At 70.8% G+C, this 13,542-nt stretch carries 10 protein-coding genes and 1 pseudogene; 3 read left to right on the forward strand and 8 right to left on the reverse strand.

Annotated features, from left to right (window positions below):
• The coding region (locus tag ACVNF4_RS11740) for an alkaline phosphatase D family protein (RefSeq protein ID WP_461802688.1) at positions 1-1,553 on the forward strand (1,553 nt) is incomplete at its 5' end.
• A 1-nt stretch (position 1,554) separates the two neighbouring features.
• On the opposite strand, the gene ACVNF4_RS11745 is transcribed toward ACVNF4_RS11740, so the two are convergent.
• On the reverse strand, positions 1,555-2,124 hold the full coding sequence (locus ACVNF4_RS11745; protein WP_461802689.1) for a dienelactone hydrolase family protein: 570 nt from the start codon (positions 2,122-2,124) through the stop codon (positions 1,555-1,557).
• A gap of 114 nt (positions 2,125-2,238) precedes the next feature.
• Between ACVNF4_RS11745 and ACVNF4_RS11750 the strand changes: the two genes are divergently transcribed.
• Positions 2,239-3,354, forward strand: coding sequence for a mechanosensitive ion channel family protein (locus ACVNF4_RS11750; protein ID WP_461802690.1), 1,116 nt, complete (start codon positions 2,239-2,241; stop codon positions 3,352-3,354).
• Here the strand turns inward: ACVNF4_RS11750 and ACVNF4_RS11755 are convergent.
• The 6 genes and pseudogenes from ACVNF4_RS11755 to ACVNF4_RS11780 form a co-directional block, all read right to left on the reverse strand.
• On the reverse strand, positions 3,351-4,085 hold the full coding sequence (locus tag ACVNF4_RS11755; RefSeq protein ID WP_461802691.1) for an SDR family NAD(P)-dependent oxidoreductase: 735 nt from the start codon (positions 4,083-4,085) through the stop codon (positions 3,351-3,353). The two genes, ACVNF4_RS11750 and ACVNF4_RS11755, sit on opposite strands and share 4 nt — an antisense overlap.
• 115 nt (positions 4,086-4,200) lie before the next feature.
• Positions 4,201-5,787, reverse strand: a complete 1,587-nt coding sequence (locus tag ACVNF4_RS11760) for a Na+/H+ antiporter (protein ID WP_461802692.1) — start codon at positions 5,785-5,787, stop codon at positions 4,201-4,203.
• Positions 5,788-5,850: 63 nt separating this feature from the next.
• A complete protein-coding gene (locus tag ACVNF4_RS11765; RefSeq protein WP_461802693.1) occupies positions 5,851-6,273 on the reverse strand; it encodes a GNAT family N-acetyltransferase in 423 nt (140 codons plus the stop codon).
• The gene (locus tag ACVNF4_RS11770; RefSeq protein WP_461802694.1) at positions 6,270-7,214 is read right to left on the reverse strand and encodes an RluA family pseudouridine synthase; all 945 of its coding nucleotides are present in this window, start codon (positions 7,212-7,214) and stop codon (positions 6,270-6,272) included. The genes ACVNF4_RS11765 and ACVNF4_RS11770 overlap by 4 nt, the downstream gene beginning before the upstream one ends.
• Positions 7,215-7,226: 12 nt before the next feature.
• Positions 7,227-7,775: a signal peptidase II gene (gene lspA, locus ACVNF4_RS11775; protein WP_461802695.1), complete on the reverse strand. Its 549-nt coding sequence runs from the start codon at positions 7,773-7,775 to the stop codon at positions 7,227-7,229.
• Between the two features lie 165 nt (positions 7,776-7,940).
• Positions 7,941-8,432 (reverse strand): annotated as a pseudogene (locus ACVNF4_RS11780) (TraR/DksA family transcriptional regulator); the annotation flags it as partial.
• A gap of 402 nt (positions 8,433-8,834) precedes the next feature.
• Between ACVNF4_RS11780 and ileS the strand changes: the two are divergent.
• Positions 8,835-11,972 (forward strand): isoleucine--tRNA ligase, encoded by a 3,138-nt coding sequence (gene ileS / locus ACVNF4_RS11785; RefSeq protein ID WP_461802696.1) that lies wholly within the window; start codon positions 8,835-8,837, stop codon positions 11,970-11,972.
• A 177-nt stretch (positions 11,973-12,149) separates the two neighbouring features.
• Here the strand turns inward: ileS and ACVNF4_RS11790 are convergent, their stop codons facing one another.
• Positions 12,150-13,505, reverse strand: a complete 1,356-nt coding sequence (locus ACVNF4_RS11790) for a DivIVA domain-containing protein (RefSeq protein ID WP_461802697.1) — start codon at positions 13,503-13,505, stop codon at positions 12,150-12,152.
• Positions 13,506-13,542 lie beyond the last annotated feature (37 nt).

Raw genomic sequence — 13,542 nt, forward strand, 5'->3', positions numbered from 1 at the left:
CCGCCGTCCCCGCACGCGCCGCCGACACCGCGCCCGCCTTCCTGCACGGCCTCGCCTCCGGCGACCCCCTGCCCGACGGCGTCCTCCTGTGGACCCGCGTGACCCCGGCCGCCGATGCCCTGCCCGGCTCGGGGCTCGGCCCGGACACCGAGGTCGAGTGGGTGATCGCCCGCGACAAGGCCCTCACAGACATAGCCGCCCGGGGGACGGTCACCGCCACCGCCGCGAGCGACCACACCGTCAAGGCGGACGTCCGCGGCCTCGCCCCGGCCACCGACTACTGGTTCCGCTTCTCGGCGGGCGGCACGCACACCGCCGTCGCGCACACCCGCACGGCCCCCGCGGCGAACGCCTCGGTCGCGGGCCTGCGCTTCGGTGTGGTGTCCTGCGCGAACTGGGAGGCCGGCTACTTCTCCGCGTACCGCCACCTCGCCGCGCGCGGCGACCTGGACGCGTGGCTGCACCTCGGCGACTACATCTACGAGTACGGCACCGGCCAGTACGGCACCCGAGGCAAGGTGGTCCGCCCGCACGTCCCCGCCCACGAGATCGTCACCCTCGCCGACTACCGCGCCCGGCACGGCAACTACAAGACGGACGCCGACCTCCAGGCCCTGCACGTGAAGGCGCCGGTCATCGCGATCTGGGACGACCACGAGTTCGCCAACGACTCCTGGTCCGGCGGCGCCGAGAACCACACCGAGGGCGCCGAGGGCACCTGGACGGCCCGGCAGGCGGCGGCCAAGCAGGCCTACTTCGAGTGGATGCCGGTGCGCCCCGCCCTCGCCGGGACGACCTACCGGCGGCTGCGGTTCGGCAAGCTCGCCGACCTCTCCCTCCTCGACCTGCGGTCCTTCCGCTCCCAGCAGGTCAAGGTGGGCAACGGCTCGGTGGACGACCCGGAGCGCACGATCACCGGACGCGCCCAGCTCGACTGGCTCAAGGCCGGCCTCAAGTCCTCCGACACCACCTGGCGGCTCGTCGGCAACTCGGTGATGATCTCGCCGTTCGCCGTCGGCTCCCTCGCCGCCGACATCCTCAAGCCCCTCGCGAAACTCCTCGGCCTCCCGCAGGAGGGGCTGGCGCTGAACACCGACCAGTGGGACGGCTACACCGACGACCGGCGCGAACTCCTCGCCCACCTGCGGTCGAACGCCATCTCCAACACGGTGTTCCTCACCGGCGACATCCACATGGCGTGGGCGAACGACGTCCCCGTGGACGCCGGCACCTACCCGGTGTCGCCGTCGGCAGCCACCGAGTTCGTCGTCACGTCGGTCACCTCCGACAACCTCGACGACCTCACGAACGCCCCCGAGGGCCTCATCTCCACCCTCGCCTCGCCGGTCATCCGCGCCGCCAACCGGCACGTCCAGTGGATCGACACGGACCGCCACGGCTACGGCGTCCTCGACATCACGCCCGCCCGCGCGCAGATGGACTACTACACGCTCTCCGACAGGACGAAGCGGAACGCGACGTCCTCCTGGTCCCGCTCCTACCGCACCCTGACGGGCAGCCAGAAGGTCGAGCGGACGTACGACCCGGTGTGACCTACAGCGAGTCGAGGAAGCCGAGCGCCACCCGCCAGGTGGTCTCGGCCGCCTCCTCGTCGTAGTCGGGGAGCCCGGGGTCGGTGTAGAGGTGGCCGGCCCCGGTGTACCGGTGGACCTCGACGTCGGCGCCCACCCGCTGCATCTGGAGGTACCAGGAGTTCAGCCAGTCGTCCGTCTCGAACTGGTCAGGCGAGGCGACGTGGAGCTGGACAGGGAGCTCGTCGACGGACGCGTTCGGCGCGATGTCGGACGTGCCGTGCAGCAGGAGCAGGCCGCGGGCCTTCTCGTCGCCGAGGGCGAGAGTCTGGGCGACGGAGGCGCCGAGGGAGAAGCCGGCGTAGACGAGGCCGCGCTCGGAGTAGGGGGCGGCGGCGAGGACGGCCCGCTTGAGGAGCTCCTCCTTGCCTACGGTCTCCTTGAACTCCATGCCCTCCTCGGCCGACTCGAACGTCCGGCCCTCGAACAGGTCGGGCGTCCACACCACGTGTCCGGCCGCCTCCAGCCGCTTCGCCGCGTCGCGGACGGCGGGCCGCAGCCCATAGGTCGAGTGAAAGAGCATGATGTTCATGCCTTCATGGTGCCAGCCCCGGTGACCGCCGTGACCTCGGCCTTCACACACGTCTCACGGTCCGGTGCCCGAACCGATGTTCAGGGCCGCCCCCGAGCGGTTACGTTCATCGGCATGGAGAACCTGCTCCGTCCCGTGATCGTCGTGGGCGGCTCGGTCGTCCTCACGCTGTTCGTCGGCTGGGCGACCGACCGGCTGCTGCGCAAGGCCGACGCCCGCCACTCGGAGACCCCGCTGTGGGGCCTGCTCCGCACCGGCCGCGTGCCCTACCAGCTGCTGCTGTGCGCCGCGCTGCTGAGAGGGTCGTACGACCGGGCCGAACTCCTCCAGGAACACCGCGTCGGCATCGGCCGCGGCCTCACGCTGGTCCTCATCGGCTCCGCCGCCTGGCTGATCGTCCGCATCGCCGCCGCGATCGTGGAGACGACGTTCACCCGCTACGCCAGCTCCCGCGCCCAGCGCGACCCGGCGCGCGTACGCCGGGTGCGGACGCAGGTGTCGTTGATCATGCGGGTCGTCGCGGCGGTCGTCGGGGTCGTCGCCATCGCCGCGATGCTGCTGACGTTCCCCGCGATGCGCGCGGCCGGCGCCTCCCTCCTCGCCTCCGCCGGGATCATCGGCATCGTCGCCGGTGTCGCCGCGCAGTCCACGCTCAGCAACATGTTCGCCGGGTTCCAGATCGCCTTCGGGGACATGGTCCGGCTCGGTGACACGGTCGTCGTGGACGGGGAGTGGGGGACGGTCGAGGACATCACCCTGACCTACCTCACCGTCCGCACCTGGGACGAACGCCGGATCACCATGCCGGTGTCGTACTTCACGTCCAAGCCGTTCCAGAACTGGTCGCGGGGCGGCGCGCAGCTCACCGGCACGGTGTTCTGGCAGCTCGACCACTCCGCGCCGCTCGACGAGATGCGCGTCCACCTCCGGGACATCCTGCGCGCCTGCGAACACTGGGACGGACGCGCCTACGACCTCTGCGTGACGGACACCACCCCGAACACCATCGAGGTCCGCGCGCTGCTCACCGCCAAGGACGCCGACGACATCTGGAAGGTCCGGGTCACCGTCCGCGAGCAGATGATCCGCTGGCTGTGCGAGCACCACGCGTACGCGCTGCCCCGCGTGAACACGGCGGACGCCCAGCACCCGCCCCTGCACACACCTCGCCCGGACGGCGCGCAGCCACGCAGGGCGCACGAGCCGCCGAGGGGAGCGGCACGGGGCTAATGCCCCCGCTCCGCACCCCCGTTCACCTGCACCACCTGCGACGTCACATGCCCCGCCCCCGCCGACGCCAGCCAGTACAGCGTCTCCGCCACGTCCCCCGGCGTCCCCGCCCGCCCGTTCAGCGTCTCCCCGACCAACCGCCCCCGCCTCTCCTCCCCCATCGCTCCCCCGAAGAACTCCGTGTCCTCGATGTACCCGGGCGCCACGACATTGACGGTGATCCCCCTGGGCCCGAGCTGCCGGGCCAGGTCATGGGCGTACGGATGAAGCGCCGCCTTGGACGCCGCGTACGCGCCACTTCCCGACCCGCGATACGCGGCGATGGAACTGAGGAACAGGACGCGCCCGGGGGAGGAGAGCTGGTCCTTGAGTGCCTCGGTGAGAAGGACGGCGGTCAGCGTGTTGGCCCGGAAGTTGACGCCCCAGTCATGAGCGACGACGTCAAGCGGATCAGAACTCGAACTCCCGGGCTCCAGCCCCCCGTTCCCGCCGGCAGCGTGCACCAGCACATCGACACCCCCCATTTCCCCCACAACCCGAGCAACCCCCCGAACCCCCTCGGCGTCACTCACATCAGCAGCATGCACCACAGCCCCAGGCACCCCCGCCCGCTCCAGCACATCCCTCCGCCGCCCCACCAGCAGAACCCGGTCCCCACCCTCGGCGAACATCCGAGCCACAGCCAGCCCGATCCCGGTCCCACCACCACTGATCACCACGTTGCGAGTCATACAAACAGCCTACGAACCCGCAGCCGAAAGCCGCGCGCAACCCAAGTCCTTTAGGGGCGCGGGGAACTGCGCGACCAGCCACACACGACCCGCACCCGGCAACACACCCCACCCCTCACCTCAAACTCCGCACATCCAACTGCCGCAGCACCCGATCCACCACCTCAGGATCCGCCCCCGCCTCCCCCCGCGCCGCCAGCACCTCATGCCGAGCCGCACTCAGCATCTCCCCCTGGATCCTCCGCACCCTCTTCAGCCTCCGCACCCGAGCCTCATGCGCCTCCCGCCGCTCGTCCTCGGCGATGTCCGGCGAGATCCGCACCCCGATCTCGAAGGCCCGCCGAAGCAATTGCTCGGACACCTCCTCCGGCAACTCCTCCACCTCCTCGATCTCCCGCAGCCTCCGCTTGGCGGCTTTGGCGGCCCGAACCGCGAGTTCCCGCTCGTACTCCTTCTCCCGCTCGGTGTCGGCCCGCACCCCGAGCCGCCGCACGAGCCAGGGCAGGGTCAGTCCCTGAAGCACCAGCGTCGTCATGATCACCCCGAACGCGATGAACACGATCTCGTCCCGCCCGGGAAACGCACCCCCGTCGTCGACGTGCAACGGAATCGCCAGGGCCAGCGCGACGGACGCCACCCCCCGCATCCCGGACCACCACATGACGACGGTCTCCCGCCAGCTCATCGGGATCTCCTCGTCGACATCCCGCCGGGCGTGCAGCTTCCGGGCCAGCCACCCCGCAGGCAGCAACCACACCAACCGCACCCCGATGACGACCGCGGCGACGACGGCGGCCCACCCCAGCATCTCCCCCCACCGCCCGGACGCCGTCCGGATCGCGTTGTGCAGCTCAAGCCCGATCAGCCCGAACGCCACCCCGGTGACGAGCGTGTCGACGATGTCCCAGAACGCGTGCCCGGCCAGCCGGTTGACGACGTCGTCGGGGTCGGCGGCATATTCCGCGAGGAACAACGCGCAGGTGAGCACGGCCAGCACCCCGGACCCGTGCAGCTCCTCCGCCAGCACGTACGCCGCGAACGGCACGAGCAGCGTGAGACTGATCTGCAACGTCGCGTCCCCGAGCAGTTCGAGCAGCTTGTTGGTCCCCCACCCGAGCCCGACCCCCACGACCACGGCGACGACGGCGGACAGCACGAACTGGAGGACGGCCTCCCCGGCGTGGAACTCCCCGCTGAGGACGGCGGCGATGGCCACGTGGTACAGCACGATCGCGGTGACGTCGTTGAACAGCCCCTCCCCCTCCAGGATGGAGACGAGCCTGCGGGGCAGCCCGAGCTGCCCGGCGACAGCGGTCGCGGCGACGGGGTCCGGCGGCGCGACGAGCGCCCCGAGGGCGACGGCGGCGGCGACGGACAGCCCGGGGACGACACTGTGGGCGACGGCGGCGACGGAGAACGTCGTCACGAAGACGAGGGCGACGGCCAGCAGGAAGATGGGCCGCTTGTTGGCGGCGAACTGCCGCCAGGACGTCCGCCGCACGGCCGCGTACAGCAGCGGCGGCAACAGCACGGGCAGGATCAGCCCCGGCGGGATGTCGACGTTCGGCACGAAGTCCGCGACGGCGAGCAGGATCCCGAGCAACGTCATCAGCACCGGCGACGGCAGCCCGAACCGGTCCCCGACGGGCACACTGATCACGGCCCCGAGCAGCAGGACGAACAAGAGGGCCAGTTGATCCACGGCAGGCGCTCCGGCGGGCTAGACGCAGGCGATCACGACAAGCCTCGCACGCCCCGCCGCAGGCTAGAGCGAACGCCGCATGGCCCGGTGCGCGATCCCCGCCTCGGAGAACTCCGCCCCGTACGCCTCGTACCCCAGCCGCTCGTAGAACCCGAGCGCATGCGTCTGCGCGTGCAACTCCACGGCACGGAACCCCCGCTCACGCGCCGCCCCCTCGATGGCCCGCACGAGCGCCGCCCCCACTCCGAGCCCGCGCGCCTCCCGGGTCACGGCGAGCCGCCCGAGGTGGCCCACCTCACCCTCGTCGACGAGCCGCCCGGTCCCGAGCGGCACCCCGTCGTCCCGCACGGCGAGCACATGCAGCGCGCCGGCGTCGTCCGCGTCGTACTCCAGTTCCTCGGGGACGCCCTGCTCTGCGACGAAGACCTCTTTGCGGAGGGTGAAGCAGGCCGTGAGGTCGTCGGTGACGCGGACGGTGAAGCTCACCCGTAGGTCTCCTCGCGGACCAGGTCCAGGGCGCGCTGGAGGTCCTCGGGGTAGTCGCTGGAGAACTCGACCCACTCGCCGTCGCCGGGGTGCTCGAAGCCGAGGCGGACGGCGTGCAGCCACTGCCGGGTCAACTTGAGGCGCTTGGAGAGGGTGGGGTCGGCGCCGTAGGTGAGGTCACCGACGCAGGGGTGGCGGTGGGCGGACATGTGCACGCGGATCTGGTGCGTGCGGCCCGTCTCCAGCTTGATGTCCAGCAGGGAGGCCGCGCGGAACGCCTCGATCAGGTCGTAGTGGGTCACGGACGCCTTGCCCTCGGCGGTGACGGCCCACTTGTAGTCGTGCTGCGGATGCCGGCCGATGGGCGCGTCGATCGTGCCGCTCGTCGGGTCCGGGTGCCCCTGGACCAGCGTGTGGTACCGCTTGTCGACGACGCGCTCCTTGAACTGGCGCTTCAGCGAGGTGTACGCCCGCTCCGACTTCGCGACGACCATCAGCCCCGACGTCCCGACGTCGAGCCGGTGCACGATCCCCTGCCGCTCGGCGGCACCGGACGTGGAGATCCGGTACCCGGCGGCGGCCAGCCCCCCGATGACGGTCGTCCCGGTCCACCCCGGCGAGGGGTGCGCGGCGACACCGACGGGCTTCACGATGACGACGACGTCGTCGTCGTCGTACACGATCTCCATGCCCTCGACCGGCTCGGCGACGATCTGCACCGGCGCGGGGGCCTGGGGCATCTCGACCTCAAGCCAGGCGCCGCCGTGCACGCGCTCCGACTTGCCGACCACCGAGCCGTCCACCGAGACCTTGCCCGCCGCCGCCAGCTCGGCGGCCTTGGTGCGGGAGAAGCCGAACATCCGGGAGATGGCGGCGTCGACGCGCTCGCCCTCCAGGCCGTCCGGCACGGGCAGGTTTCGGATCTCGGGAATCGTGCTCACCCGTCGAGTATGTCAGCCCTTGTGGACAGTGCCGTCCGGGTCCAGCCCCTTGAACGACAACAGCACGATCAGAATGCCGCCACAGACGATCGCCGAGTCCGCCAGATTGAACACCGCGAAGTGCTTCGGCGCGATGAAGTCGACGACGGCCCCCTCGAAGATCCCCGGCGACCGGAAGATCCGGTCGGTGAGGTTCCCGAGCGCCCCGCCGAGCAGCAGCCCCAGCGCGATGGCCCACGGCAGGCTGTACAGCTTCCGCGCCAGCCGCACGATCACGACGATCACGGCAGCGGCGATCACCGTGAAAATAACGGTGAACGCCTCCCCGAAACTGAACGCGGCCCCGGCATTCCGAATGGCCTCCAGCTTCAGCCAGTCCCCGATCAACTCGATCGGCGCGTGATGCTCCAGCTTGGCGACCACGATGATCTTGCTGACAAGATCGAGCGCATACGCGACGACGGCCACCGCGAACAACACAGCAACCCGCCGCTTCCCCCGAGGCGCCTGCTCCCCTTCGGGTTCCTCCGACGTACCGATGACGCGCTCCACCTCTGCCACGTAAGTCCCTCACGTAGGTACCAGTGAGGACGAGAGTACGACACGAGTACGACACAGGGAGGTGCCGCCTTGTCCCAAGGGGCGCGAAGCGCCTCTAGGGGCGCGGGGAACTGCGCGACCAGCCACAACGCACCCGCACCCGCCGACGAAACAACGCCACCCCCCTCAGTAGCGCCGTTCCTCCTTCTGCTTGCAGGAAACACACAACGTAGCCCGAGGAAACGCCTGCATCCGAGCCTTCCCGATCGCCTCCCCACAGCTCTCGCACACCCCGTACGTCCCCGCGTCCAGCCTCTCCAGCGCCCGCTCGCTCTGTAGCAGCATCTCCCGGGCGTTGGCGGTGAGCGCCATCTCGTGCTCCCGCGTGACGTTCTTCGTCCCGGTGTCCGCCTCGTCGTCCCCCGCACCGCCCCCGGAATCCCGCATGAGCCCGGCGAGCGCGCTCTCGGACGTCTCGATCTCCCCCCGCAGCCGCAGCACCTCGGACATCAGCTCGGCCCGTGCCTCGTCCACCTCCGCCTCGGTCCAGGGTTCCTCACCCGCCCGCACAGCCAGCACCCCAGCGACCACCGTCGTACCTCCCTTCTCCGTGACGCCCTTGCGCGCCGTTCCCCCGGCAACCTTCCCCGTCTTCTTCGCCACCATGGCCGCGGCCCCTTCACATACCGTGATCTCGCACGCGAATCGTGCTGGGACGATAAATCGACTTCAGCCCACCGGCAACAGCGCGCACCCCCGTTCCCGCCCGCCCCGTATTCCATTGGGCCCCCTCCCCCGAGCCCCGTACACTGAGCGGAGCGGAAAAGCGTGGATGGGGACGAGTAGCGGCGAGTGCGGCCGAGAGCGACCCGGGGACGGTGGGAGCCCGGGGGCCAGCGCGACGCGAAGATCACCCCGGAGCCGCCGGAAGAAAGCCTGCGGGCGAGTAGACCCGGTTTCGCGAACCCAATGAGGGGGTCCCCCGGAAGACCGGTGGGCCAAGGAGGGTGGTACCGCGGGAGCGAAACGGCTCTCGTCCCTCCGACGGAAGGCAGCAAGTCCGTTGGAGGAAGCCCGGAGATGACAGAGCCGACGTACCGCCAGGTCCCCGCCCAGGTCGACCTGCCCGCCCTTGAGCACGCCGTGCTCGACTTCTGGCGCGAGCAGAAGATCTTCGCCAAGACGCTGGAGCAGTCCGAGGGCCGTCCGGAGTGGGTGTTCTACGAGGGCCCGCCCACCGCCAACGGCATGCCCGGCGCCCACCACATCGAGGCCCGCGTCTTCAAGGACGTGTTCCCCCGGTTCCGCACGATGCGCGGCTACCACGTCGCCCGCAAGGCCGGCTGGGACTGCCACGGCCTGCCGGTCGAGCTGGCCGTCGAGAAGGAGCTGGGCTTCTCCGGCAAGCAGGACATCGAGGCGTACGGCATCGCGGAGTTCAACGCGAAGTGCCGTGAGTCGGTGCTGCGCCACACGGACGCCTTCTCCGAGCTGACGACCCGCATGGGCTACTGGGTCGACCTCGACGACGCGTACGTCACGATGGACCCGGAGTACATCGAGTCCGTCTGGTGGTCGCTGAAGGAGATCTTCGACAAGGGTCTGCTGGTCCAGGACCACCGCGTCGCCCCCTGGTGCCCCCGCTGCGGCACCGGCCTCTCCGACCACGAGCTGGCCCAGGGCTACGAGACGGTCGTCGACCCGTCCGTGTACGTCCGTTTCCCCCTCACCTCCGGTCCGCTGGCCGGCGAGGCCGCCCTCCTGGTGTGGACGACGACCCCCTGGACTCTGGTCTCCAACACGGCCGTGGCCGCGCACCCCGACGTCACGTACGTCGTCGCGACGGACGGCGAGGAGAAGGTCGTCGTCGCCGAGCCGCTCGTCGCCAAGGCGCTCGGCGAGGGCTGGGAGACGACCGGTCAGACCTTCACCGGCGCCGAAATGGAGCGCTGGAACTACCAACGTCCGTTCGATCTCGTAGAGTTCCCGGCTCCGGCGCACTATGTCGTGAACGCGGAGTACGTGACGACCGAGGACGGCACCGGCCTCGTCCACCAGGCCCCCGCCTTCGGTGAGGACGACCTCAAGGTCTGCCGCGCCTACGACCTGCCGGTCGTGAACCCGGTCCGTCCGGACGGCACGTTCGGCGAGGACGTGCCGATGGTCGGCGGCGTCTTCTTCAAGAAGGCGGACGAACAGCTCACCGAGGACCTGAAGCAGCGGGGCCTCCTCTTCAAGCACATCCCGTACGAGCACAGCTACCCGCACTGCTGGCGTTGTCACACCGCGCTCCTCTACTACGCGCAGCCGTCCTGGTACATCCGCACGACCGCGGTCAAGGACCGGCTCCTCCAGGAGAACGAGAAGACGAACTGGTTCCCGGACACGGTCAAGCACGGCCGCTTCGGCGACTGGCTCACCAACAACATCGACTGGGCGCTGTCCCGCAACCGCTACTGGGGCACCCCGCTGCCGATCTGGCGCTGTGAGGACGACCACCTCACGGTCGTCGGCTCCCGCGCGGAGCTGACCGAGCTGACGGGCACCGACCAGTCGTCCCTGGACCCGCACCGCCCGTTCATCGACGACGTCACCTTCGCGTGCCCCCAGTGCGAGAAGACGGCGACGCGTGTCCCCGAGGTCATCGACGCCTGGTACGACTCGGGTTCCATGCCGTTCGCGCAGTGGGGCTACCCGTACAAGAACAAGGAACTCTTCGAGTCCCGCTACCCGGCGCAGTTCATCTCCGAGGCCATCGACCAGACCCGCGGCTGGTTCTACACGCTGATGGCCGTCGGCACGCTGGTCTTCGACAAGTCGAGCTACGAGAACGTCGTCTGCCTGGGGCACATCCTGGCCGAGGACGGCCGCAAGATGTCCAAGCACCTGGGGAACATCCTCCAGCCGATCCCGCTGATGGACCAGCACGGCGCCGACGCGGTGCGCTGGTTCATGGCGGCCGGCGGCTCCCCCTGGGCCGCGCGCCGGGTGGGCCACGGCACGATCCAGGAGGTCGTCCGCAAGACCCTCCTGACGTACTGGAACACGGTCGCCTTCCAGGCCCTGTACGCCCGCACGTCGAACTGGTCCCCGTCGGCCGCCGACCCGTCCCCCGCCGACCGCCCGGTCCTCGACCGCTGGCTCCTGTCCGAACTCCACACGCTCACCGCGCAGATGACGGACGCTCTGGACGCGTACGACACCCAGCGCGCCGGCAAGCTCCTGTCGGCGTTCGTGGACGATCTGTCGAACTGGTACGTACGACGTTCCCGGCGCCGTTTCTGGCAGGGCGACAAGGCCGCGCTGCGCACGCTGCACGAGGTCGTCGAGACGGTCACGAAGCTGATGGCGCCGCTGACGCCGTTCATCACCGAGCGGGTCTGGCAGGACCTGGTCGTCCCGGTCACCCCGGGCGCCCCGGAGTCGGTGCACCTGGCGTCGTGGCCCGAGGTGGACGCGGCGGCGATCGACCCGGAGCTGTCGAAGCAGATGGTCCTGGTGCGCCGGCTCGTCGAGCTGGGCCGCGCGACCCGCGCCGAGTCCGGTGTGAAGACCCGTCAGCCGCTGTCCCGCGCGCTGATCGCGGCGACGGGCTTCGACGCCCTGGACCGGGAGCTGCACGCGCAGATCACGGAGGAGCTGAACGTCTCGGCGCTGGCCTCCCTCAGCGAGGTCGGCGGTTCGCTGGTCGACACCACGGCCAAGGCCAACTTCCGGGCCCTCGGCAAGCGGTTCGGCAAGCGGGTGCAGGACGTCGCGAAGGCGGTCGCGAACGCGGACGCGGCGGCGCTGTCCCTGGCCCTGCGCGAGGGCACGGCGTCGGTGGAGGTCGACGGCGAGACCGTCACGCTCTCCCCCGACGAGGTCATCGTCACCGAGACGCCCCGCGAGGGCTGGTCGGTGGCCTCCGACTCGGGTGCGACGGTCGCCCTGGACCTGGAGATCACCGAGGAGCTGCGCCGCGCGGGCCTCGCCCGTGACGCGATCCGCCTGATCCAGGAGGCCCGCAAGAACAGCGGCCTCGACGTCGCCGACCGCATCGCCCTGCGCTGGACGTCCACCGACCCCGCGGTCACCGAGGCCCTCACCGCCCACAGCGGCCTCATCGCCGACGAGGTCCTCGCGACGGACTTCGCTCAGGGCACGGCCGACGACACGTACGGCGAGCCGTTCACGGACGAGGGCCTGGGCCTGGTGTTCCGGCTGCGCAAGGCGTAACGCGCGGAGCGAGGGCCCGGCTTCCGTCGCAGGGAAGCCGGGCCCTTCGCCGTCCCACCCCTCGACTCCCGCGCAACCCGCGTAAAAAGGGCGCGGCCCCGGACGAATCCGGGGCCGCGCCCTGAACGCTGCCTGTGTCTACGGCGTACTACGTGCCGTAGGGGCCTCTAGGGGCCGTCAGTTGTCGTCCTCGTCGATGAGGAAGCCACGCATCGGCGAGGGAGCCTGGCCCATCGGGGAGGGACCCTGCGGACGGACGGGAGCCATCGGCTGGGTCATCGCCGGGGACATCTGCTGCTGGCCACCGTAGGACGGGGCGGCGGGGGCGGGGGCACCCATGCCCGAACCACCCATGCCGGAGCCGCCCATACCGCCGCTCATGCCACCCATGCCCGCACCGCCCATGCCGGGCGCACCGGCGCCGTAGGACGGGGCACCCGCGCCGGCCGGAGCCATGGAGGGCGACGGGGACGGCGGCAGGGAGGCCGTCGCGGGGGTCCGCGGCGGGGCGAGGGAGTCGTCGGCCTGGGTCTCCAGCTGGCGCAGCTGCGACTCCAGGTAGGACTTCAGGCGGGTGCGGTACTCGCGCTCGAAGCCGCGCAGGTCCTCGACCTTGCGCTCCAGCGTGGCGCGCGCGGACTCCAGGGAGCCCATGGCGACGCGGTGCTTCTCCTGCGCGTCCCGCTCCAGGGCGTCGGCCTTGGCGCGGGCGTCGCGCTCCAGGCCCTCGGCGCGCGAACGGGCCTCGCCGACGATCTTGTTGGCTTCGGAGCGGGCCTCGGCGATCGCCTGGTCGGCGGTCTGCTGGGCCAGCGAGAGGACGCGGGCGGCGCTGTCGCCACCGGGGCCCTGACCGGGGCCGCCCATCGGACCGCCCATGGGGCCGCCCATCGGGCCACCCATCTGCTGCATGGGCTGGCCGCCCATCGGCTGGCCCATGGGGCCTTGGCCCATCGGACCGGGACCCATCGGACCCTGGCCCATCGGACCGGGACCCTGGGGACCCTGGGCGCTGGGACCGGCCGGAAGCTGCGGTGCACCGCTCGGCAGCTGGGGCGGGCCGCCCATGGGGCCGCCCATCTGCTGCTGCGGCGGGCCCGATATCCCCGCGGGGACCGGGGCGCCGGGGCCTCGCATGCCCTGCTGCGGCATCCCTTGCTGCGGCATCCCCTGCGGGGGCATGCCCTGCTGCGGCATTCCGGGCTGCATCCCCTGCTGCTGAGGCATGCCCTGTCCCGGCATCCCCTGCTGCGGCATCCCGGGCTGCATGCCCTGCTGCGGGGGCATGCCCTGCTGCTGCGGGGGACCCTGCTGGTCCTGCTCCGGGGGCTTGCGCATGTTCTGCTGGTTCTGCGCGGCGGCGCGGGTGGCCGCGGCGAGTTTGGCGCGCAGGTCCTCGTTCTCACGCAGGAGGCGCGTCAGTTCGGCTTCGACCTCGTCGAGGAAGGCATCGACCTCGTCCTCGTCATAGCCTTCTCGGAGGCGGACGGTCGTGAACTGCTTGTTCCGCACGTCCTCGGGGGTCAACGGCATCTCTTCACCTCAACGTTGTCTTCGGCATCGGCAAGAC

Source organism: Streptomyces sp. S6, from assembly GCF_054880855.1.

What these genes read in the sequence shown, in the direction of transcription:
- ACVNF4_RS11745 (WP_461802689.1), bottom strand. Translation starts at nt 2,124, where the DNA reads ATGAACATCATGCTCTTTCACTCGACCTATGGGCTGCGGCCCGCCGTC.
- ACVNF4_RS11750 (WP_461802690.1), top strand. Translation starts at nt 2,239, where the DNA reads ATGGAGAACCTGCTCCGTCCCGTGATCGTCGTGGGCGGCTCGGTCGTC.
- ACVNF4_RS11755 (WP_461802691.1), bottom strand. Translation starts at nt 4,085, where the DNA reads ATGACTCGCAACGTGGTGATCAGTGGTGGTGGGACCGGGATCGGGCTG.
- ileS (WP_461802696.1), top strand. Translation starts at nt 8,835, where the DNA reads ATGACAGAGCCGACGTACCGCCAGGTCCCCGCCCAGGTCGACCTGCCC.
- ACVNF4_RS11790 (WP_461802697.1), bottom strand. Translation starts at nt 13,505, where the DNA reads ATGCCGTTGACCCCCGAGGACGTGCGGAACAAGCAGTTCACGACCGTC.